Origin of the sequence: Gordonia oryzae (assembly GCF_003797185.1) — a bacterium.
Taxonomy (GTDB): domain Bacteria; phylum Actinomycetota; class Actinomycetes; order Mycobacteriales; family Mycobacteriaceae; genus Gordonia; species Gordonia oryzae.
The window spans coordinates 247,254-266,580 of record NZ_RKMH01000006.1; the positions used below are offsets into that span (position 1 = coordinate 247,254).

23 protein-coding genes are annotated in these 19,327 nt (G+C 66.9%); 9 read left to right on the top strand and 14 right to left on the bottom strand.

The window, feature by feature from the left end; genetic code table 11:
- Positions 1-53: 53 nt before the first annotated feature.
- Positions 54-728, top strand: coding sequence for a lysophospholipid acyltransferase family protein (locus tag EF294_RS09915; RefSeq protein WP_123928916.1), 675 nt, complete (start codon positions 54-56; stop codon positions 726-728).
- Positions 729-806: 78 nt separating this feature from the next.
- On the opposite strand, the gene EF294_RS09920 is transcribed toward EF294_RS09915, so the two are convergent.
- The 4 genes from EF294_RS09920 to EF294_RS09935 are packed head-to-tail and all read right to left on the bottom strand — an operon-like array spanning position 807 to position 5,021.
- Complete coding sequence (locus EF294_RS09920) at positions 807-1,217, bottom strand: (deoxy)nucleoside triphosphate pyrophosphohydrolase (RefSeq protein WP_185091018.1); 411 nt, start codon at positions 1,215-1,217, stop codon at positions 807-809.
- Entirely contained in the window at positions 1,214-2,257 is a 1,044-nt protein-coding gene (locus tag EF294_RS09925) for an ABC transporter ATP-binding protein (protein ID WP_123928919.1), read from the bottom strand. Before EF294_RS09925 ends, EF294_RS09920 begins: the two co-directional genes overlap by 4 nt.
- The gene (locus tag EF294_RS09930) at positions 2,257-3,975 is read right to left on the bottom strand and encodes an ABC transporter permease (protein ID WP_123929081.1); all 1,719 of its coding nucleotides are present in this window, start codon (positions 3,973-3,975) and stop codon (positions 2,257-2,259) included. Before EF294_RS09930 ends, EF294_RS09925 begins: the two co-directional genes overlap by 1 nt.
- Positions 3,951-5,021: a thiamine ABC transporter substrate-binding protein gene (locus EF294_RS09935; RefSeq protein ID WP_123928922.1), complete on the bottom strand. Its 1,071-nt coding sequence runs from the start codon at positions 5,019-5,021 to the stop codon at positions 3,951-3,953. The genes EF294_RS09930 and EF294_RS09935 overlap by 25 nt, the downstream gene beginning before the upstream one ends.
- Before the next feature lie 425 nt (positions 5,022-5,446).
- Between EF294_RS09935 and EF294_RS09940 the strand changes: the two genes are divergently transcribed.
- The 4 genes from EF294_RS09940 (at position 5,447) to EF294_RS09955 (ending at position 9,411) form a co-directional block, all read left to right on the top strand.
- Positions 5,447-6,262 (top strand): Rv1157c family protein, encoded by an 816-nt coding sequence (locus EF294_RS09940; protein ID WP_123929083.1) that lies wholly within the window; start codon positions 5,447-5,449, stop codon positions 6,260-6,262.
- Positions 6,263-6,464: 202 nt separating this feature from the next.
- Positions 6,465-7,466 (top strand): hypothetical protein, encoded by a 1,002-nt coding sequence (locus EF294_RS09945; protein ID WP_123928925.1) that lies wholly within the window; start codon positions 6,465-6,467, stop codon positions 7,464-7,466.
- Positions 7,463-8,725 (top strand): alpha/beta hydrolase family protein, encoded by a 1,263-nt coding sequence (locus EF294_RS09950; RefSeq protein ID WP_123928928.1) that lies wholly within the window; start codon positions 7,463-7,465, stop codon positions 8,723-8,725. The genes EF294_RS09945 and EF294_RS09950 overlap by 4 nt, the downstream gene beginning before the upstream one ends.
- Complete coding sequence (locus EF294_RS09955; protein ID WP_123928931.1) at positions 8,722-9,411, top strand: lysoplasmalogenase family protein; 690 nt, start codon at positions 8,722-8,724, stop codon at positions 9,409-9,411. Before EF294_RS09950 ends, EF294_RS09955 begins: the two co-directional genes overlap by 4 nt.
- Before the next feature lie 7 nt (positions 9,412-9,418).
- Here the strand turns inward: EF294_RS09955 and EF294_RS09960 are convergent, their stop codons facing one another.
- A complete protein-coding gene (locus EF294_RS09960; protein ID WP_123928934.1) occupies positions 9,419-10,906 on the bottom strand; it encodes a sugar porter family MFS transporter in 1,488 nt (495 codons plus the stop codon).
- 202 nt (positions 10,907-11,108) lie between these two features.
- On the bottom strand, positions 11,109-11,564 hold the full coding sequence (locus tag EF294_RS09965; protein WP_185091025.1) for a hypothetical protein: 456 nt from the start codon (positions 11,562-11,564) through the stop codon (positions 11,109-11,111).
- A gap of 188 nt (positions 11,565-11,752) precedes the next feature.
- On the opposite strand from EF294_RS09965, the gene EF294_RS09970 reads away from it, so the two are divergent.
- Both EF294_RS09970 and EF294_RS09975 read left to right on the top strand, forming a co-directional pair.
- The gene (locus EF294_RS09970; RefSeq protein WP_123928938.1) at positions 11,753-12,331 is read left to right on the top strand and encodes an HhH-GPD-type base excision DNA repair protein; all 579 of its coding nucleotides are present in this window, start codon (positions 11,753-11,755) and stop codon (positions 12,329-12,331) included.
- A gap of 17 nt (positions 12,332-12,348) precedes the next feature.
- The gene (locus EF294_RS09975) at positions 12,349-13,311 is read left to right on the top strand and encodes a hypothetical protein (protein WP_123928940.1); all 963 of its coding nucleotides are present in this window, start codon (positions 12,349-12,351) and stop codon (positions 13,309-13,311) included.
- 19 nt (positions 13,312-13,330) lie between these two features.
- Here EF294_RS09975 and EF294_RS09980 read toward each other — a convergent pair whose 3' ends face one another.
- The 8 genes from EF294_RS09980 to EF294_RS10015 form a co-directional block, all read right to left on the bottom strand.
- Entirely contained in the window at positions 13,331-14,695 is a 1,365-nt protein-coding gene (locus tag EF294_RS09980) for a hypothetical protein (protein WP_246007792.1), read from the bottom strand.
- Positions 14,696-14,782: 87 nt separating this feature from the next.
- On the bottom strand, positions 14,783-14,980 hold the full coding sequence (locus tag EF294_RS09985) for a CsbD family protein (RefSeq protein ID WP_123928947.1): 198 nt from the start codon (positions 14,978-14,980) through the stop codon (positions 14,783-14,785).
- Between the two features lie 128 nt (positions 14,981-15,108).
- A complete protein-coding gene (locus EF294_RS09990) occupies positions 15,109-15,666 on the bottom strand; it encodes an Asp23/Gls24 family envelope stress response protein (RefSeq protein ID WP_123928950.1) in 558 nt (185 codons plus the stop codon).
- Positions 15,663-16,271: a DUF6286 domain-containing protein gene (locus EF294_RS09995; RefSeq protein WP_123928953.1), complete on the bottom strand. Its 609-nt coding sequence runs from the start codon at positions 16,269-16,271 to the stop codon at positions 15,663-15,665. The genes EF294_RS09990 and EF294_RS09995 overlap by 4 nt, the downstream gene beginning before the upstream one ends.
- A complete protein-coding gene (locus EF294_RS10000; protein ID WP_123928956.1) occupies positions 16,268-16,846 on the bottom strand; it encodes an Asp23/Gls24 family envelope stress response protein in 579 nt (192 codons plus the stop codon). Before EF294_RS10000 ends, EF294_RS09995 begins: the two co-directional genes overlap by 4 nt.
- Positions 16,839-17,021, bottom strand: a complete 183-nt coding sequence (locus EF294_RS10005) for a DUF2273 domain-containing protein (RefSeq protein WP_123928960.1) — start codon at positions 17,019-17,021, stop codon at positions 16,839-16,841. Before EF294_RS10005 ends, EF294_RS10000 begins: the two co-directional genes overlap by 8 nt.
- On the bottom strand, positions 17,014-17,448 hold the full coding sequence (locus tag EF294_RS10010; RefSeq protein ID WP_123928963.1) for a hypothetical protein: 435 nt from the start codon (positions 17,446-17,448) through the stop codon (positions 17,014-17,016). The genes EF294_RS10005 and EF294_RS10010 overlap by 8 nt, the downstream gene beginning before the upstream one ends.
- Positions 17,445-17,945 carry an Asp23/Gls24 family envelope stress response protein gene (locus tag EF294_RS10015; RefSeq protein ID WP_123928966.1) on the bottom strand — a complete coding sequence of 167 codons (501 nt, stop codon included), beginning with the start codon at positions 17,943-17,945 and terminating at the stop codon, positions 17,445-17,447. The genes EF294_RS10010 and EF294_RS10015 overlap by 4 nt, the downstream gene beginning before the upstream one ends.
- A gap of 164 nt (positions 17,946-18,109) precedes the next feature.
- Here EF294_RS10015 and EF294_RS10020 point away from each other — a divergent pair, with 164 nt between their 5' ends.
- Together EF294_RS10020 and EF294_RS10025 are read left to right on the top strand one after the other, a co-directional pair.
- On the top strand, positions 18,110-18,814 hold the full coding sequence (locus EF294_RS10020; RefSeq protein ID WP_123928969.1) for an RNA polymerase sigma factor: 705 nt from the start codon (positions 18,110-18,112) through the stop codon (positions 18,812-18,814).
- A complete protein-coding gene (locus EF294_RS10025) occupies positions 18,811-19,326 on the top strand; it encodes a hypothetical protein (protein ID WP_123928973.1) in 516 nt (171 codons plus the stop codon). The genes EF294_RS10020 and EF294_RS10025 overlap by 4 nt, the downstream gene beginning before the upstream one ends.
- Position 19,327: the final 1 nt, after the last annotated feature.

The window sequence follows — 19,327 nt, forward strand, 5'->3', positions numbered from 1 at the left end:
AATGTCTACGCGCTTTCCAACAAGCCTCCCATCGACGAACACAGGGGACACGCATGTGGTATTGGCTGTTCAAGTACGTCCTGATCGGTCCGGCATTGTTGGTGACGTGCCGCCCTCGGATCGTCGGCCGCGATCTCCTACCGGCGACTGGTCCGGTCATCGTCGCGGCCACCCATAGCGCTTTTATCGACTCGCTCCTTCTGTGTCTGGTTCTTCCACGCCGGTTGACCTTCGTCGCGAAGAGCGACTACTTCGACCGACCGGGCTTGCGCGGGCGGATGCAGCGGTGGTTTTTTCTCGCGGCCGGTCAGATTCCCATCGATCGATCCGGTGGCGACCGTGCCGCGACCTCATTGACAACGGCGACCACCTTGGTGTCGGGAGGTGGCGCGTGGGCCATTCATCCCGAAGGGACTCGTAGTTGCGACGGCCGCGTGCACCGCGGCCATACCGGCGTGATGCGGGTTGCCCGGGCAACCGGCGCGCCGGTGATCCCTATTGCCTTGCGCGGCACCGAAGGTGTGAACCCCCCGGATCGTCTGATGTGGCGCCCGCATCGAGTCGACATCGTCATCGGATTCCCAGTTCCCGTCGACCAGACAATGGCAGACGACGACCTACGGAGCGCCACCGACCGCCTGATGATCGAACTCTCTGCAATGGCGGGGCGGCCCTACCAGGATTCCTACGCCGAACGCCGTCCGCAGGCACCGACGGCAACACCATGAGCGCTGTCGGCGAAATGGCGGGCGCTGTCGGCGAAATGGCGGGCGCCGTCGGCGGGCTGGCGAGCGCTGTGGCGTGGATCAAGCGGGGCGTAGCCGCGCCACCAGTTCCGGAACCCACACGGCGTCTGCGGGGACCAGGTAGCCCTGCTCACACATCGTCGACAGTTCCTCCGCACCGACCCACCGCACCGCCTGATGTTCACGGGCGGCGGGTTCGCCGGCAATCACATGCGCCCAACGGGCGATCAGCACCAACTCGTCGGAGAGCGCCACCCGTTCGCGTAGCTCACACTCGACGCCGACGTCGATACCCAGCTCCTCCGCCACTTCACGACGCAGGGCTTCCTCGTCGGTCTCACCCACCTCGGCCTTTCCGCCGGGCAGTTCCCAGAGACCGGCCAATTCGGCCGGTCGCGCCCGTCGGGCGAGCAATATCCGCGTGCCCGAAGAGTCGAGGATGGCTCCGGCCACCACATGCCGACGGCTCATCGTCGGATCACCGCGACCCGGTCGGGAATCAACCGCACCACTACGCGGTCACCGACCGCGATCGCTCCGGCGCCGATCGCATCGATCTCACCGTGATCGGTGGCCACCCGCAGGCGAGGACCTCCGGGGAGGTCGGCGACAACCATCGCCGTACCGAATGCACCCGAGGACTCATCACCCTCCTGCATGGCAGGATCTGTGGCCGGCTCGGCAAGCACCGACTCGGCCCGCAGACCCAACCGTGCGCCCGCATCCGGCACATCGACGGCAAGTGCTCCGAAGACTGTGACGGCCAGACCTTCTCGCTCCTTGTGCGCGTCAATGATGGTGGTACACCCGAGGAATCGCGCTGTCCACTCATCCCTGGGCGCCGACCACAGAGCGGCCGGTCGCGCTGTCTGGACGATCTCGCCATCGCGCATCACCGCGACGGAGTCGGCCATCAATGCTGCCTCCGTGTGGTCATGGGTGACGACGATCGTCGGAGTGCCTGCGGCACGGACGATTTCGGCGATCTCCACGGCCAGGCTGTCACGGAGTCGGCGGTCGAGGGCGGCCAGCGGCTCGTCGAGGAGAAGCAACCGCGGCCGCGGTGCCAACGCCCGCGCCAGCGCCACCCGCTGCGCCTGACCACCCGAGAGCGACTCGACGCGGCGTTTCTCGACGCCAGGCAGTCGTACGAGTTCGAGCATCTGGACAACCCGTGCGGCGATGTCGGCTCTCGACCACCCCCGCACGCGGAGTCCATAGCCGATGTTAGCGGCCACCGTGCGTCCCGGAAAGAGCTGGCCGTCTTGGAAGACGACTCCGAAATCCCGCCGGTGGGTGGCGATCTCGGCAAGATCGGTCCCGTCGAAACGGATCATTCCGGCGGTCGGTCGCTCCAGTCCGGCGACCGCGCGGATCAACGTCGACTTGCCGCATCCGGACGGCCCGAGCAGTGCGGTGACGAGTGAATCCTGGCCGCCCACAGACCAATCGAGTCCCTTGACGACCGATTCGGCCCCATACGCGACGCTCAGTTTCTCGATGTGCAGCATCAGATCAGTGTCCCCGAGCGGGGCCGGAAGATCTCCACGGCGAGCACCGCGACAGTGGTGACGACCACCAACACCATCGATGCGGCCATCGCCGTGGCGAGTTCGGTGGCACCCGGTCGGTTGAGGGCCGATCCGATCAGGACCGGCAAGGTGGTGGTGTCGGCGCGCGCGAGAAAGCTCGTCGCGCCGAACTCTCCGAGCGCCATGACGAAGGCGAAACCACCTGCGGCACAGAGAGATCGGCCGATCAGCGGGAGATCGACGGTGCCCAACACCCGCAACGGCCCGGCACCGAGGACCGCCGCCGCCTGACGCAATTGCTCGGGTACCGATTCCAGCGCCGGGATGACGATGCGGATAACGACGGGAATCGCGATCAGCGCCTGCACGCACGGGATCACCAACGGTGATCCGGCGATCTCTGCCGGCAGGACGGCCAACACGATCAGATACCCGAATCCCAGTGTGACCGCACTGATCCCCAACGGGATCATGGCGATCGCGTTGCCCACCACGCCGGCGACGCCCGGTGACCGCCGCAGGGTGATCGCCGCGATGCCACCAACCACCACCGCGATGACCATGGCAAGGATCGCGCTGAGCAGCGAATACCGCAACGTGTCCAGCGGCGTCACGCCGTTCACCGGTTCGGACAGTGCCCGATACCCGGCCAGTGTCCACGATCCGCCGACGGTCGGCCGCACCGACCGGATCGCCAGCACCGCAATCGGTCCCACCAGAACCAGCACCGTCCACGCCCACGCCAGCACCACCGGCATCCATCCGATGCCGGTGATCGCCGACGGCCTACGCCGCGCGCCTGCGGCGCCGGACGCGCCACCCGGGGCGACGATCCGGGTGCACAGCAACACTGCGACGACTACGACGATCTGCAGCAGCGACAGCATCACCGCCTCCGGGAGCCGGAAGTAGCCGATCGCCTGTGTATAGATCTCGGTCTCCAGAGTCCGCAGGGCCCCTCCGCCGAGGATGATGATCACCCCGAAACTGGTGGAGCAGAACAAGAACACCAGGGCGGCGGCACCACCGGCGGCCGGGGCAAGTTGCGGTGCGACCACCGACCACCAGGCCCTGGTCCGGGTCGCACCGAGCACACGGGCCGCCTCCTCGGTGCGGGTGTCCAACGAACGCCAGGCCGCACCCACGACCCGCACCATGACGGCGACATTGAGAAATGCATGCGCGGCGAGCACAGCGGGCCATCCACTGGCCATGCCGAGTCCGGCGAGCGGACCGTTCAGCAGAGCCCGGAAGGCCACCCCGACCACGACCGTCGGCAGGACGAAGGGCACGGTGACCATCACTGTGAGGACTACCGATCCCGATCCCGGCAGTCGGGCGTAGAGCCACACGATCGGCGCGGCTACGACTGCTGCGACCACGGTGGACGCACCGGCCTGGCCGAGGGTGACCCAGAGCAGGTGCAACGCATGGGTGCGTTCGAGCAATGCGACCGGCGAATCACCGGCGGTCCCGACATCGCTCGCCCGACGCGTCAGGGCGGCCACCGGCCACAGGAAGAACACCCCGAGGAACACCATCGGGATCGCCTGCAGTGCCGGCGTGGCGATGCGTCGCGGATCGGTCGCGTGCTGACGTCGTGTCTGCCGACCGTCACGCCGCAGCCCCGGCGATGACGGTTCTCCGCGGGTCGTCTCGGTGGACGGATCGATCAACGGCCGACCGCGGCGCGCCACTGCTCGAGCCACGACTCTCGGTTCTCGGCAACGTATTTCGGCGGCATACTGACCGTCCACTGTGGCAACGGCGCGCGCTGGACCCAGCCGTCGGGCAACGGCGTCTTCTCCTGCACCGGATAGACGTACATCGACGCCGGGAGCGCCTTCTGCACGGCGGGGCTGAGCATGAAGTCGACGGCCTTGCGCGCCCCGGTGATGTTCTTGGTGCCCTTGAGTATTCCGACGTACTCGACCTGACGGAAGCACCCGTCGAGCAGCGCGCTGGTACCCGGTGTCGCCGCGGGCGACGACGCGTAGGACAACACGATCGGCTTGGGTCCCTTACCCTCTCCTGCGCTGAACTGCTGGTTGTAGGCGATCTCCCATCCGGAATCGATGGCAGCTCCGCCTTTGATCACATCCTGCCAGTACGACTTCCAGTCGTTGCCGAACATCCCGATCGTACTGAGCAGGAAGGCCATTCCTGGCGAGGAGGTACTCGGGTCGATGAGCGCGGCCTGCGCGGCGTAGGTGGGGTTGCGCAGATCGCGCACGCTGGACGGCGGCTGCTGCCGGCGACTCGCGTACCAGTTGTTGTCGATGTTGAGGCAGACGTCGCCGCGGTCGACGGCGGTCAGTTCGTTGTTCGAATCCGGCACCGCGAACTGGACGGCGCCGTCGGCGGCTGCGGGCGGGCTGTAGGACTCGAGGGCCCCGGCGTCGATCGGACGGGAGGCGAAGGTGTTGTCGATGCCATAGACGACGTCGGCCTTGGGCGATCCCGGGGTCAGCGACACCGTCGATGCGAGGGTACCGGCATCTCCGGACTTCACGATTTTCAGGTTGAGCCCGGTGTCGGTACGGAAGCTGTCGAGCACCGACTGCGGCAGGCTGAACGAATCGTGGGTCAGCATCACGACATCCGCCGACGACGAGGCATCGTCACCGCATGCGGTCACCAAGGTGGCGCCTGCGGCGAGGACGACGGCAGCGACCCACACGCGCCGAAGTGACGACGCGCTGCCTCGGACGGATCTGCGCACGGACTCGCTGAAGTGACTCACGGGCTCCCCTGGACGGTGACGCGGCAATCGGGTGGACGGGCTCGGCGGGGACACCCACCGGTCAACGGTTCTGCCGATGTCCGACGCGCGGCCGAATTGCACGCCCACGTTGATCTAACCAGGTGATCAGTGCCCACACGAGCCCAGCCCGCGTAACACCAAGAGTAACAATTGTATCAATTGCCTCACTTGTCACAGCTCTTCGAGGTTAGGCTGCCTGGACACGGCCCCACCCGAGGGGCTTAGAATGACCGGCGACGTCCGCGGTGTGCTCACCGAGCGCCGGGTCCGGTTACTCGGCACGCCGCAGTGCTCGGGGGTGTGTCGGGGGGACGTCGGAGCCAGAGAACGCCAGCGTGGGCCGTGAATGATCTCGGCACACACCGACTTGGATAGGACCTCGCCTCGTGCGCCTGCAAGCACCGATGAGCCGATCCCGACGCCTGATCGCCGCCACCGCGGTGGCCATCGCGACGTCGCTCGCCATCCCCGCCGTCGCCATGGCGGCACCCGCCGGCCCGGCGTCTACCTCGCAGACCCCGACCCCGGATCAGCAAACACTCGACTCCCTGGGAGCATTCGCACCGGCGATCATCGGTGCAGTCACCACACCTGGCCCGGACGGCAAGGTCAACGCCGACCTGCTGCGGCAGGCACAATCTCTCGCCGATAATCCCGCGCTACCGCCGCAGATCAAGGACATCTGGAAGCGGATCAGCGATTTTCTCGGCGAGCCCGGACGGCAGCAACTCGCCACCCAGCGGGCCGCAGAGACCCGCGTGGCCAAGCCCGGTGACCCGGTGATCCCGCAGGGCCCGAACGCTCCACGTATCCAGGAGTTCCTGTATCCGACACTGGGCTTCGGCTGCATGCCGGGCAACGGCAACTCCCTGGGTCGGGCTCTGGTGACCGCGGGCCCGCAGGTCGCGCCCGCGCCCGGACCCAAGCGGGGCGAGGCCGGGTACGTGTACACCAGCCTCGGCACCGGCCCGGCCGTCAACAGCCCGGTTCGCAAGCTCTGGGTGAGCTGGCTCAACATCGACAACGGCCGCACCGGACAGTTGCAGCTCAAGCGCAACGAGAAGATCAATGTCACGGCGGGGCCGGGCACGTTCACCGGGATCGCGGCCACCGGCAAGGGCCGGATCATCTCCACCATCTACGGCGACGTCACCACCAAGACCAAGGGCCGAATCCTCTCGTGCACGATCGCACCGACGATCGGTATTGCGATCATCTGAGCGCTCTCGATGCGACATCAACGCCCCGGCCGCCCGGCCGGGGCGTTCGTGTTCTGACGGGCATATCCCCACGGTCGCGGGCGTATCACAACTCGGACTCGCGACTTGTCGATCCGACAACCCTCGTGCTTACTTTTAACTTCAGCACCATCTGTCACATTCGCCTCACTGGTTGCGGGCGAGTTGCCGCCTGAGGAGAGCCATGTCCATTGCGCCACGTTCGACGTCATCGGCGTCGCAGCCTCCGCTCCCGACGCCATCGGCGCGAAGCCCACGCCGGCGATGGGGTCTCGGCGCGAGCGGTATCGCGCTGGCCACCGCGCTGGCCCTGGCCGGTGGCGCTGGGCTCGCACACGCAGCACCGACACCCGCGCCGCATGCCCCGGCCACCCACGCCCCCACCACGGGCGCAACGGCCACTACCTCCCCCTCCGACCAGATCGGTGGCCTGATCAACCAGATCGAACTCGGCGCGGTTCCGCTCGACAGCGAACTCGCCGACGCCGTCCGCAAAATGAAGGCCGCCGGCGTGGATCAGATGGCACTCAAGGCCGCCGAGGCCGTCAAGAGCAGCCTCGGCCAGATCTCCCCCGACCAGATCACCGGCCTGCTGGGGCAACTGCCGCTCGGCGGACTCTCCTCGGTCTCCGCGCGCCGTGACGTCGACACGATCACCGACCCGAGTGCCGTGCTGCGTGCCGCCGGTATCCAGACCTTCACCCCGTCGATCGCACCGTTCTGCACAGCGCCGACTGCCGACAACCCACTGGGGCTAGTCACCGCCGGAGCCGGCGCGGTCGCCGGGCCGTGGCCGATGAAGACCGAGCCGACGACCCAGATCAGTCAAATCCTGCAGATGATCCCAGGTGTCAAGGTCCCTCCGCTGGCACCGATCAATCTGGTCGGCAACGGTCAGACCGGATACGCATTCGTGCCGGCCTCTCCGGTCACCGACGGCAAGATCCAGGTCGCCTGGTTCAACACCAGCACCCTGCAGGGAGGTTTCGCCGATCTGCAGTCACTGACCGACAACCCGCAGGCGGCGCTGTTGACCAAGATGATCCCGGCGCTCGGCGCCATCCGGCTCGCACCGGTGGAGACCGGCAAGGGGACCATACTGTCCGCGGTGTACGGCACAGCTCGCAACGGATCGCAGTCCTGCTTCTTCCTGCCCGCCGTCGGCATCGTCGACGCGACGTCATGATCACCCTGCGACGTCGGCCTCGCTGGGTCGCCCGACGCACCCGAATAGGCACCGCCCTCGCGACCACCGCCGTAGTGGTGTCCGCGGGCATCACCGGCTCGGTGATCGGCCTGGCGCATGCCGCGCCGGACTCCGGCCCCACCACCGAGTCCACCCCGTCCGCGAGTCCCACCGCCGATGCCACCACCTCGACGGGCATGCCGTCGGCGAGCCCGGGACAGCAGGCCGGAACCGTCTACGCGAACCGACAGATCCCCGGCTCGACACTGTTCGCCGGGGCACGTCAGGGCAATCAGTTCACCTACTGGAGCGTCGGCGCCGACGGTGCTGCGCATCTGAGCACCGGATCGCTCTACCTGCCACCGCAGACAGCTCCGGCCGGAGGTTATCCGATCGTGGTGTGGGCGCACGGTTCTCGGGGTCTCTCCGACGCCTGCGCCCCGTCCGTCCATCCGACCGAGACCGACCTCGACGCGTTGCGCACATGGTTGCGCCGTGGCTATGCCGTCGTCGGCACCGACTACGCCGGCCTCGGAACCACCGGCACGCCACAGTATTACGACGTCGACGCGACCGCCCAGAACATCGTCGACGCAGTCCGTGCCGGCCGCGACATCTCCGATCAGCTCTCCGCCCGGTGGGCCGTCGTCGGCGAAGGGCAAGGCGCGTCGGCGGCGATCGCCCTGGCCCGTTCGTTGCCGCAACCACTGGGCTCGAAGCTCGACTACCGTGGCAGCGCCGCGACGTCGATTCCCGCAGACTTCGCTTCTCTGCTCAGCAATCTCGGCCCCGCCACGACCCTGACAGCGCCGCCCGGATGGGTTTCCGACGCGCTGTACACCCTTGCCGCGATCCGCGCCGCACACCCCGAGGTCGGCCTCGACGGCTACCTCAGCGACACCGGACGTGCGTGGATGGGCAAGGCGCAGAACCTATGTGTCGGCGACCTGACGCGCGAGGTGGCCGGGCTCTCGCTCGGGTCGCTGTTCAGCAGACCGCTGGCCCAGAACTCGTCGCTGACCACCATCCTGTCGTCGGCGTCGACCCTGCCGTCGAGCGGTTTCACCCGACCGGTGCTGATGACACAGACCCTACAGGACCCGAATGTGGTTGTGCCGCTGACCCTGAAGTACATCAACGACGCCCGCACCGCCGACCGGCGTGTCTCCGGCCGTACCTACCTGACCCTCGATGAGCGCCAGGCAACCTCGATGTCGGACAACGACACCCGTGACTTCGTCGCCGGCCTGATGCGGTGAGGCGCCTGCCGTACGCACTCGCCTCGGGTGTCGCCGCAATCACCGGCGCCTACGGGTCGCGACGGGCCGCCGCACTCACCAAACCGGTACCGCTGGCGTTGCTGGCCGTCGAGGTCGGTCGTCGGTGGCACACACGAGCACCAGTCGACAACGCGCTACTCGGCGCTGCGGTCGTGTGCTCGGCGGCCGGCGATCGCGCAATGCTCACCGAGGAGTTCACACCGACGACCCCGGAGGATCAGCGCACTCGTCTGCCCCTCGCTCACCCTTTGAGCACCAAGGATTCCCGGCTGGCACTGGGAGCTGCACTGTTCGCCGGTGCGCAGCTGTCGTACTGCGCACTGTTGTGGCGCCGTGGAGCGCGCCCACGGGTACGCGAGGTGGCCCCGCGGATGCTCGCACTCGCCGAGTCGGCGGCGGTCATCGGCTACCACCGACCCCGACTGCTGTCGGTCCTCGGGCCCTACGGCAACACGCTGGCAACCATGTCGGCGCTCGCCGCTTCCGCACCCACCGGACAACCCACCCTGCGTATCGGCGGATTATTGTTCCTCGCTTCGGATCTGAGCATCCTCAATCGCCGTCATCTGATGAGCAACCCGGTGCGGCGACGAGCCGTCGAGGTGTGGGTGCTCGCCTCCTACTTCACCGCGCAGGCACTACTCGTCGGGACGCTCGCCGAGTAACCCAGAGCTACGTGACGCGAGCGGACTTGGCTGCGTATTTGCTTTTCAGCGCTGACAATTCGGAGTCGGCCATCGCATCCATGTCCTCGAGTTCGATCCCTTTGGTCTCGCGGACCTTGAATCGCACGAAGAAGTATGACGCCGCCGCACAGAAGGCAAAGAACCCGTAGATCCACCCCAATCCGACGACCTTGCTCATCTGCGGGAACAGCATCGAGATGATGAAGTTCGCGACCCAGTTGAACGCGGTGCACACGCCGAGGGCAACGCCGCGGATACGGTTGGGGAACATCTCGCCGAGCATCACCCACATCACCGGACCCCACGTAGCGGCGAAGGCGACGACGAACAGATTGGCACCGACGAGGGCCAGCGGCCCCCACGGATCGGCCAGTGACGTCGTGGGTTTACCGTCGACGACCGTGGTAACCGCCTGGGTGAAGGCTACACACGCCATCACCAGTCCGATGAACATGCCGACCGAACCCCACAGCAGCAGCACCCGTCGACCGATCCGGTCGACGAACAGGATCGCCACGAACGTCATACCGACGTTGATCGCCGAGGTGATCACCGAGGTGGTGAACGCGTCGTCGGTGGAGAATCCCACCGACTGCCACAGCGTCGTCGAGTAGTAGAAGATCGCGTTGATACCCACGAACTGTTGGAAGATCGCGAGCCAGATGCCCACCCACACCAGGGGATGCAGACCGAACGAAGGACCACGGATGTCGGCGAGCGAACTGTTGCGTTCACGCTTGACCGTCAACCGGATCTCCTTCACCCGCTCGAGCGGGTGGATTTCACCGGTGACCTCCCGCAGGATGCGCGCCGCCTCCTCGTCGCGGTTGCGTCCGACGAGATAGCGCGGGGATTCCGGGATCGACAGTGCCAAAAGGCCGTAGATGACCGCCGGGACAACACCGACGAGGAACATCCATCGCCATGCGTCCAGTCCCCACCAGAGGTCCTTCTCGGGTCCGCCGGCCTTGTTTTGTAGCACGGTGTCCGAAAGCAGCGCGGCGAAGATCCCGAGGGTGATCGCCAGCTGCTGCATCGACGCCAGGGCGCCGCGGTAGCGTGCGGGCGCGATCTCGGAGATGTACGCGGGAGCGATGACCGACGCGATACCGATGCCGAGGCCACCAAGAATGCGCCACAGCAACAGATCCCACAGCGTCTGGGTGTATGCGGTACCGATCGCCGAAATGATGAACAACGCCGAGCCGAGCAGCATCACCCGTTTGCGGCCCCAGGAGTCGGCCAGCCGACCGGCGAACCACGCACCGACCGCGCACCCGAGAAGCGCGACGGCCACCGCGAATCCGTTGACGAGGAAGCTCAACTCGAAGGTTTTCTGAATGGCGTCGACAGCGCCATTGATGACCGAACTGTCGAACCCGAATAGGAAGCCGCCGACCGCGGCGGCGATGGAGACGCCGATGACTTTGGCCGTGTGTTGGTCGGCGATCTCGGCGTTGTGCGCTTCTGACATGATCCGAACCCCTTCGTCCGGGCCCGATATCGGAGGGGATCGGGCTACCGCGGATTACGCTACCCCGCGAATTCGCGCGGCCCCCATGGTTTCGCGCACCCGCATGTCGCCATGGCCGAAGTGTTATCGGCCTCGGGCACTCGAAAATGGGACGGAGCGCCGCGCGAAGACCGAGCCGGGCCCGACACCGAGCTGGGCCTGGCTAGGCGGTTGCCTGGCCCCGGCAGCTGGAGTACTGCGGGTTCACCATCGGCACGAACGCCAGCGCACCGATCTTCTGGTTGATCGTGAAGCTCACCGGACCGCTTCCGGGGTGCAACACCGCTTCCCAGCCCACCACCTGGGTGCGGGTCGGGACGCGCACCGTGCCGGTGCGTCCGGTGCGCAGATTGCGCCACGCCACCGTCACCTCGACGGTGAATTCGAGTACGCCGGGCTTGGCTCGAGAGGACCCGACGAGCGAGATCGCCGGCCCGGGCAGTCCGTCGGAGGGGAAGGCGATCTGGTTGTAGACATCCACCCACACCGGAATGCGTGGTGCGGGCCACGGATTGGCGCTGTCGCAGCGCAGCGTGGTCACGTAATTCGGTTGCGGGTCGGGTGACGCCGACGCCGTACCCGAGGCCTCGGCGGTCAGCCCGAGCACCACCGCCACCACCGAGACAACCGCGATTACCGCCGTCTGCAAGCGCCGACCGCATCGGCCACGCAACCCCGACGTCGGCGATGTCGTCGACAGTGTTGTTGTTGACAGTGTTGTTGTGATCGGCGGCGTCTCCCCCGAGCGCCGAGAATCCACGGACCCACGCAGCATGGGCCTCAGTGTAGGGGCACTATCCTGATGTGATGGCGAAACTGCAGATTGCCCAGGATCCCATCGCCGACGAATTGTTGTCGACCGATTCGTTCGCGCTGCTCACCGGGATGCTCTTGGATCAGCAGTTCCCGATGGAGCGCGCTTTCGCCGGGCCGGCGAAGATCAAGGACCGCTTCGGTTCGCTCGATCCCGAAGCGATCGCCGCCGCCGACCCCACCGAATTCGCCGACCTCTGCGCCACCCCGCCTGCGATTCACCGCTATGGTCGCTCGATGGCCGGGCGGGTTCAGGAGCTCGCCCGAACCGTGGTGGCGGAGTACGACGGTGAGACCGAGCGGATCTGGACCGAGGCCACCACCGGCGCCGACCTGTTCGCGCGGCTGCGCGAGCTCCCCGGCTTCGGTGAGCAGAAGGCCAAGATCTTCATCGCGTTGCTGGCCAAACAACTCGACGTGAAGCCGGCCGGATGGACGAAGGTGGTCGGCGACTACGGAAAGAAGGGCTTCCGCTCGGTCGCCGATGTGACCGATGCGGATTCGCTGCTGCGGGTGCGCGAGTTCAAGAAGGCCGCCAAGGCGGCGGCAAAGGCCGAGTCCGCCCAGCACTGACACGCTATCGTTCCAGCATGAACTCCCCCGACAGGCCAGACGCTGGCGCGACTGGGTCGGCACCTCGCCGACAGTCCCCTGGTCCGATCGACGTCCGGTCCCTGATCGAGTTCCCCTTCCAGTTGGGCTTCGCGGTCACCGGCGTGACGCTTACCGCCGCAGAGTCGGCGGTGAACATCGCCCGCATCACCGCCGACAGCGTGCAGCACGAGTTCAATCACGCTCTGGGTATCTCCGGTTACGAGCTCAGCGGGGCCCGCGCGCCGTTGGCGCTACTGGGCCAGCTGGCCGATCTCCTCGGTCCCGATCGTCCGTTCGGCCGGATCGTCGCTGCGGGCGGACCGCTCGAACGGCTCCTCACTCCCGGCGGCGTCGTCGACCGCCTGACCGCCAAGGACGGATTGCTCGAAAAACTGACCGCGCCCGGCGGAATCCTCGATCAGATGTCGGAGGACGGCGGCATCCTGACGCGGTTGACCGCCAAGGACGGTCCGCTGGATCGCCTCACCCGTACCGGCGGGGTGATCGACCAGTTCACCGAGAACGAGGGCATTCTCGAACGCCTGACGTCGGAGGGCGGCATCATCGACAAGTTGACCGCACCCGAGGGCGTCCTGGAAAAGGTCACCGCCGACGGCGGAATCCTCGATCGCCTCGCCGAGGACGGCGGTCTGCTCGATCAGCTCGTCGGTGAAAACGGCGCGGTCGAGCGCGCCATCGCGCCGGACGGCCCGCTCGACCGCATCACCGAGCTCACAGAGGTGATCGGTCAGCTCGCACCCACCCTGCTCGCCATGCAGGACACGGTGCACGAGTTGGGCAAGACGGTAGATCTGCTCAATCAGACGGTGGCCCCGCTCGGCGGACTCGCCGAACGCCTGCCGAAGCGCCTGACGCGAGGCAGTCGGGGCGGCAACGGCTCGCCGACTTCGGCGCGTGGGTCGGGACCGGACGCCGGCCCTCCCCAGATCACGTCCTGATCGACTCGTTCCGGGCAGCTCACCGTCGTAGGGCTTCAGTCAGCAGGGCGAAGTAGCGATCGATATCGGGGCATCGCTGGGGTGCAGCAATCACCGAAAGCGTCACGCACGCACCGAGACCGTGCACGCCGTGGTTGAGTCCGTGCACCGGAGACAGTGCCGGGAAACCCGCGGTGATCACAGATCTGCTACCCCCACCGAGCGTGAGATCGGCCGGTCCCCGATCGACGGAGGAAACCACGCTGATGCCGTCGATGCGCTCCGGGAGCGGCGCCACCCCGGCCTGGCGGGCGCCGAGGATCCGGAGCGGGGCGGGTGTGGCGTGTTCGGCCCGTCGCGCGGCTGCGCGTTCGGGGGTCATGTGTTCGTCACGGGCGCGGGCAATCTCGGCGGCGATCGCCGCTGCTCGATCACCGAAGTCGGCGATGTCGGTGTGCAGGTCGATCCCAACGGTACGGAAGTCGTTGCGGGGAAATATATTCGGGTCCGTATGCGCCCGTCGCCGAGCGACGGTGAGGGTGATTGTCACCGGCATCGACGGGTGGCCGAGGAAGCGCGGAAGTGCGTCGGAGATCGCAGTCAGCGCTCCGACTGTGACGGTGCCGCCGCGAGCAGTGAGCGCATCGGCGTCAACGGTCAGGGTCCGTAGTTCGCGTCCGCGACCGGGTAGCCCGTTGATCGAGGTCGGCGCGACGCTTGAGGTCGCCCGAACCGCACCTACTGTCCCCGAAGTCTGCCGGTGTCGGTGTAACGCGAGACCGCCCCAGAAGAGCATGCGTGTGACGTCGATGGGCATGCGGGCCACACCGAGTGCCGCGGCGGCCGCGGCGTTCCTCACCGTCGTCGGCCGCCGTTCGGCCGGACACCATGTCTGTACCTCGACCTCCTTCACGGAGAACAGTTGTCGCGCAATGGCCGACGATCGTCGGCCGTCGCCGAGCGCGTGTGCGACCTGCAGAACCGCTACAACGAGATCGCTCTCTTCGGCGGCGCCCGCGCCCGCGGCGGGGGCAGGGGCAGGGGCAGGGGCAGGGGCAGGGGCAACGGGACCGTACAGGTGTATCCGCCACATCTGTTGTCGCGCATCGAGTTGATCGTCCATCGACTGCGCAATGTGATCGAGGCACCCTTGCCACGACAGCGGACCTCGGGTCACCCGCACCTGATCCGCGGAGACCGGAGCGTGCCGCCAGTACGGCCGGTCGAGGTGTATCGGGACGTCGGCGACACGCAGTCCCAGATCGTCGATCGTCGCGGCCCGCCGCAGCAGGTTTTCGGCGATGACGTCGAGAGCCGTTCGCGGCGAGGTGAATCCGTAAACCAGGAACTGATCACTGGGCATCGCCGACGACATCCAGTACCACATCGCGTCGACGGCGCTCATCCGCTGCACCGGGCTCACCCTACCGCCGGAAGCGCCGGGGCGGACATCGTCGATGACGATGCCCGCCCCGGTGGTGCCGCGCGCAGCTCAGTTGCCGGTCAGCTTGTCCTTGATCTTGCCTGCGGCGTCCTTGACGCTCTCGATGCCGTCCTTGAGCGCGGCTGAGGCCTGATCGGCCTTGCCCTCGCTTTTGAGACTGTCGTCGCCGGTGATATCGCCGCCAACTTCCTTGGCCTTGCCCTTGGCGTCTTCGATCTTGTTCGAGATCTTGTCCTCAAGTGCCATGACAGCTCCTTATTTTGATGGTCCCGCGCGCGGTGCGCTCGGGTCTGCCGGGGGTCCCGGCGAGTTCGTGGCGACACCCACGATGCGGTGTCGTGAAATATCCGTGAGTTCTGCGCTCGGGTACGAACTCAGCGACTCGGATTCTGTAGGTGGACCAAGGCCTGGACGTGGATGTCGGCACCGTCGACCGCCCGACGGATGTCCTCCACGGCGGGCCCGAGCACCTCGGCGATCTCGTCGTAGGAGTAGCGCGGCGGTGCGGTGACGTCGATGCGGATGATGCTGCGTCCACGATCGTCGAGGGCGCGCACGCTCGCCTTGTCGAACATCGTCCGCCCGGAGAGATCGTCGGCTACGGCTGCGGCGATCAGCTTGGGCGGAACCGTCAGGGTGCCCTCGGCACCGCTGCCGGTCAGGGTCAGGTCGTCCACCCGGCCGGGACGCGACGCGGTAACCAGCAGCGCGAACCCCCAGACCACCGCGATGACGACCACCCCGAGAAGCACAGCCCACCACCAGTTCTCCGCAGTGGTGCGACTCGCCCAGGTGGGGTCGAGATGGTCGACCCAGTCGTGGATGGGGGTGATGTCGAGTTTCCAACCAATGGCGCCGACACCCACCACCACCAGTGCCAAACCGATCACCGCAACGGTGAGTCGGTGCAGGATCGCTGGACGCCGGTTCACGAGCGTGCCTCCTTGCTGCGGACCACACGCCGGATCACCACGCGTGGAGGATGTTTCACCGGGGCCAGCGCCTTGCCAACGCGGTCGCGCATGGCCTGCTCGTCCGCACCGCCCGACACGGTGACGGTGACCTTTGCCCGTCGTCGGGTGACCACGGTCGTGGCGTGCTCGACCCCGGGGACGGTGAGCAGTGCGGCACTCGCGCGGCGCGCCATGTCGCCGCGGCGGGTCCACATCACCTCGAAGTCTCCGAGTGGGACGTGGGTGCGACGCCGAGGCTTGACCGCCAACCCCACCAACCACAGTCCGGTGATCACACAGATCACCGCGACCGGCCACATCCAGCCCTGCCACGTACTTCTTGTGATCCAGTCGGCGGTGTTCGTCGTCCATCGGGTTCCGTCGATCCATCCGGCGAACACGATGAGATCTCGGATCCCGACGCACGCCAGTCCGAGGAGCAGGAGCCCGACGAGCGACCCGACGATCGCCGCGCCCGGGTAGGCGGCCGGGGCGAAGACCTTGCCGCCGGCCACATCCTGATTCTCGGCGACAATCTCGGCCCGTGGTCGCGATGCGGATTCGGGTGTCGTCGAGGTGGTCATGAGTGAACCCTCCCCTGTACTGTCTCGGCGTCGGCGGCCATGTCGGTGTCATCCGGCGCGATGGCGTGCTCCTGCAACCCGCGCTTCTCGAATTCCGAAACAGCCGGTAATTCCACATAACCGTCGCGGGTGGCCGAGTTCGGTTTGTCGGTGGTGATCGTTCCCACCGTCACATCGACCCGAGAGGGCCGAATCCCGGTGAGCCGTGCCAGTTCGTCGGCGACGTGCGCGCGCACGTCCCGGCACACCTGCGCCACCGCGCACGGCCAGGTCAGTGCAACAGTGACCTCCACCAGCGGCGCTGTGTCGGACATGTCGATGCGCACCGCAGGGTATGCCGCTCCCAGCGCTCCCGGCCCGAGTAGCGATCCGATCGTGTTGCTGTACCGGATGACCCCGTTGATGTCGAGTGCTGCCCGCCGGGCGATCTTGGCGCCGACACGGTCGGCGATGATCAACGACCCCTTGGCATCTCCGGTGGCCGGTGCCGCGGTCCCCACGGCATCTGGGCGTACGTCGTCTACGCCTCGCGTCACGGTGGCGCCCGTGCGCGTCGGGTTCGACGACTCAGCCACGGTTCCGGCTTCGCAGCAGCGCACCGAGATCAATGACGCCATCTCGCTGTAGTCCCAGTGCCAGTCCAATCCCACCGAGGACCAGCGCGAGGACGAAGCCGCCGAATCCGCCGGTGGTGACCGCGAGTGCAAGCAACAGTCCGACGATCAGGCCAATGATTGCGTTGTTACCCATTGTGTTTCCCGTCTGTCGCGCCGGAGGTGTCACCGCCGGCGGGGGCGCCGCGTCGGGTACCCGAATTCTGTTGTTCCGGAGCTTGTTCCGCTCGTTGTTCCGGAAAGCTGATGTCTTCAACGGTCACATCGACCGGCACCCCGGCGACCTCTGTGGCAACAGCCACCGCATGCGCGGCGACGCTACGCAGGTCATGGGAGATGTCGACGATCACGTGGACTTCGCCGCGGTCGTCGTCGAGTTGCACACCGCTCACGCGACCGCCAGGGAGATAGGTGGCGATCTCACCGAACACGCCGCCATGCAGACCGGTGACTCCGTCGACCGCGGTCACCGCGTCGGCAACCCGCTGCGCGAGATCGACGCCCGGCTCCCCGGAACGTGCGGGAAGCCGCTCACCTCCGGATTCGGCCTGCACAGCGATCACTTGACCCGAGGCGAGGTATCGGTCTGGTCGTCGTCGTCATCGCCGAAGTTGATGTCGTGCACGGTGACGTTGACCTCGGTGACCTCGAGGCCGGTCATGGATTCGATCGCGCTGATCACGTTGCGCCGGATTGCCGCGGCCAGTTGATGAATGGCGACGCCGAAATCGGCGACGATCGATACGTCAACGGCAGCTTGCTTCTCGCCGACCTCGACGTTGATGCCCTGGGTGGTGCTCGCCGAGGTTCCGGGAATGACCTCGCGCATCTTTCCGACGACACGCTCGGCAGCACCACCGACATCATGGACGCCGTCGATCTCGCGGGTCGCGATTCCGGCGATCTTCGCGACGACCGCATCGGCGATCACGGTCTTGCCGCGGTCGCCGGGCGCGCCGCCCTCGCGGGCCAGTGCCAGCCCCTTTCCGGTGGGCTCGCCGGCATCCGTCGCATCGGCAGCGGCGGTCGTGGTCTTGTCGGTCACAGTTGAATCGGTCACGAGAACTCCTCTGTACTCACTTGACTACACACGGTCCACATGGTTCGCGGCATCGGCAGCACCACACGCGGCGACGACGACCTCAGAGCGTCCCATCGTGGTTCCGAATTGCGGTGCACGATGCCGGTATAAGGTCAGTCGTAGTGGACCCGAAATATGCACACGTGGATGAGAGTGATTCCGGTCACAGCATCCAGGCGCCGGGTGTGTCGCTGGAGCGTCTGTCCGTCGACGAGTTGGCCGCGGCCGCTGCCGTCGGCGATACCGAGGCGTTCTCGGAGCTGGTCATCCGGCTGACCCCGCCCTTGCTGCGGTATCTGCGCCGTATGGTGCCCGATGCCCAAACCGCGGAGGACCTGACCCAGGACACCGTGCTCGCTGCCTGGCGAGGGTTGCCGGACTTCGCCTTTCGCAGCAGTGTGAAGACGTGGGTATTCGCGATCGCGCACCGCAAGACAGTCGATTATCGACGCCGCCGACGCGAGATTCCGACCGACGACGCTCAATTCGCCGACCTGGCCGCCGCCGAACCGTTGCCGTCGGATGAGGCGATGCGCAAGACGCTGGTCGATGCGCTGGGTGCCGAGTTGGCCACCCTGCCGCAAAATTCCCGGGCGGTGTGGTGGCTCCGCGAGGTCGAGGGCATGTCGCTGGCCGAGATCTCGCGAATCCTGCAGATCAGCACCGGATCGGTCCGCGGACATCTGCAGCGCAGTCGTCGCTACCTCGCCACCCGGCTGGAACCTTGGCGGCCCGGTGCCCGATCGTCGGACCCGTCCGACGACCCCGGAGGCGATACCGACACCACATCGCAGGAAGACACCACATCGCAGGAAGACACCACATCGCAGGAAGGAGCGCCGGCGTGAGAAGCCGACTCGACGACGCACGCCCCGACGCCTGGCTCGTTGCTGCCGGACGTGAACTCGACGGTGCCACCGACCATCTCGGCGAGATCGCCAATCGCCTCGTCACCACGATCACCGCGAATCTCGGGCGGGTGCGCCGACCGGGCCGGAACCTCGACACCGACACCCCCGGGGTTCAGGTCTCCGACCGGGTCCTCAAGAAGGTCCTCACGACGCGGATCCGCCGGACCGCGGGTCGACTGGTGGTACATCTGCTCGTCGACGGCGAGGACGGACGCGTCGACCGCATCCGGATCGGCCTGATCGCCCGCTACCACGACGTGCTGCCGTGGGATTCGGAGCAGGTGCGCGACATCATGACCGACGTGTTGACCGAGTTACTCGGGCCCGAACACGCCGCGCTGGCCGCCTGCCACCTCGATATCGGCTGGAAGGATCTGGAAACGCACGAATGGTCCGCGGGAACCGCCGAGGACTCGTCACTTCTACCCGCACCCGGGCATGGCGGGTGAG

Bases quoted from the DNA above. Each gene is read 5' to 3' on its own strand.
- EF294_RS09945 (WP_123928925.1), top strand. From the start codon at position 6,465: ATGTCCATTGCGCCACGTTCGACGTCATCGGCGTCGCAGCCTCCGCTC.
- EF294_RS09980 (WP_246007792.1), bottom strand. From the start codon at position 14,695: ATGAGCGCCGTCGACGCGATGTGGTACTGGATGTCGTCGGCGATGCCC.
- EF294_RS09915 (WP_123928916.1), top strand. From the start codon at position 54: ATGTGGTATTGGCTGTTCAAGTACGTCCTGATCGGTCCGGCATTGTTG.
- EF294_RS09985 (WP_123928947.1), bottom strand. From the start codon at position 14,980: ATGGCACTTGAGGACAAGATCTCGAACAAGATCGAAGACGCCAAGGGC.
- EF294_RS09940 (WP_123929083.1), top strand. From the start codon at position 5,447: ATGAGCCGATCCCGACGCCTGATCGCCGCCACCGCGGTGGCCATCGCG.
- EF294_RS09995 (WP_123928953.1), bottom strand. From the start codon at position 16,271: ATGACCACCTCGACGACACCCGAATCCGCATCGCGACCACGGGCCGAG.
- EF294_RS09950 (WP_123928928.1), top strand. From the start codon at position 7,463: ATGATCACCCTGCGACGTCGGCCTCGCTGGGTCGCCCGACGCACCCGA.
- EF294_RS09925 (WP_123928919.1), bottom strand. From the start codon at position 2,257: ATGCTGCACATCGAGAAACTGAGCGTCGCGTATGGGGCCGAATCGGTC.
- EF294_RS09970 (WP_123928938.1), top strand. From the start codon at position 11,753: ATGGCGAAACTGCAGATTGCCCAGGATCCCATCGCCGACGAATTGTTG.
- EF294_RS09960 (WP_123928934.1), bottom strand. From the start codon at position 10,906: ATGTCAGAAGCGCACAACGCCGAGATCGCCGACCAACACACGGCCAAA.
- EF294_RS10005 (WP_123928960.1), bottom strand. From the start codon at position 17,021: ATGGGTAACAACGCAATCATTGGCCTGATCGTCGGACTGTTGCTTGCA.
- EF294_RS09920 (WP_185091018.1), bottom strand. From the start codon at position 1,217: ATGAGCCGTCGGCATGTGGTGGCCGGAGCCATCCTCGACTCTTCGGGC.
- EF294_RS09975 (WP_123928940.1), top strand. From the start codon at position 12,349: ATGAACTCCCCCGACAGGCCAGACGCTGGCGCGACTGGGTCGGCACCT.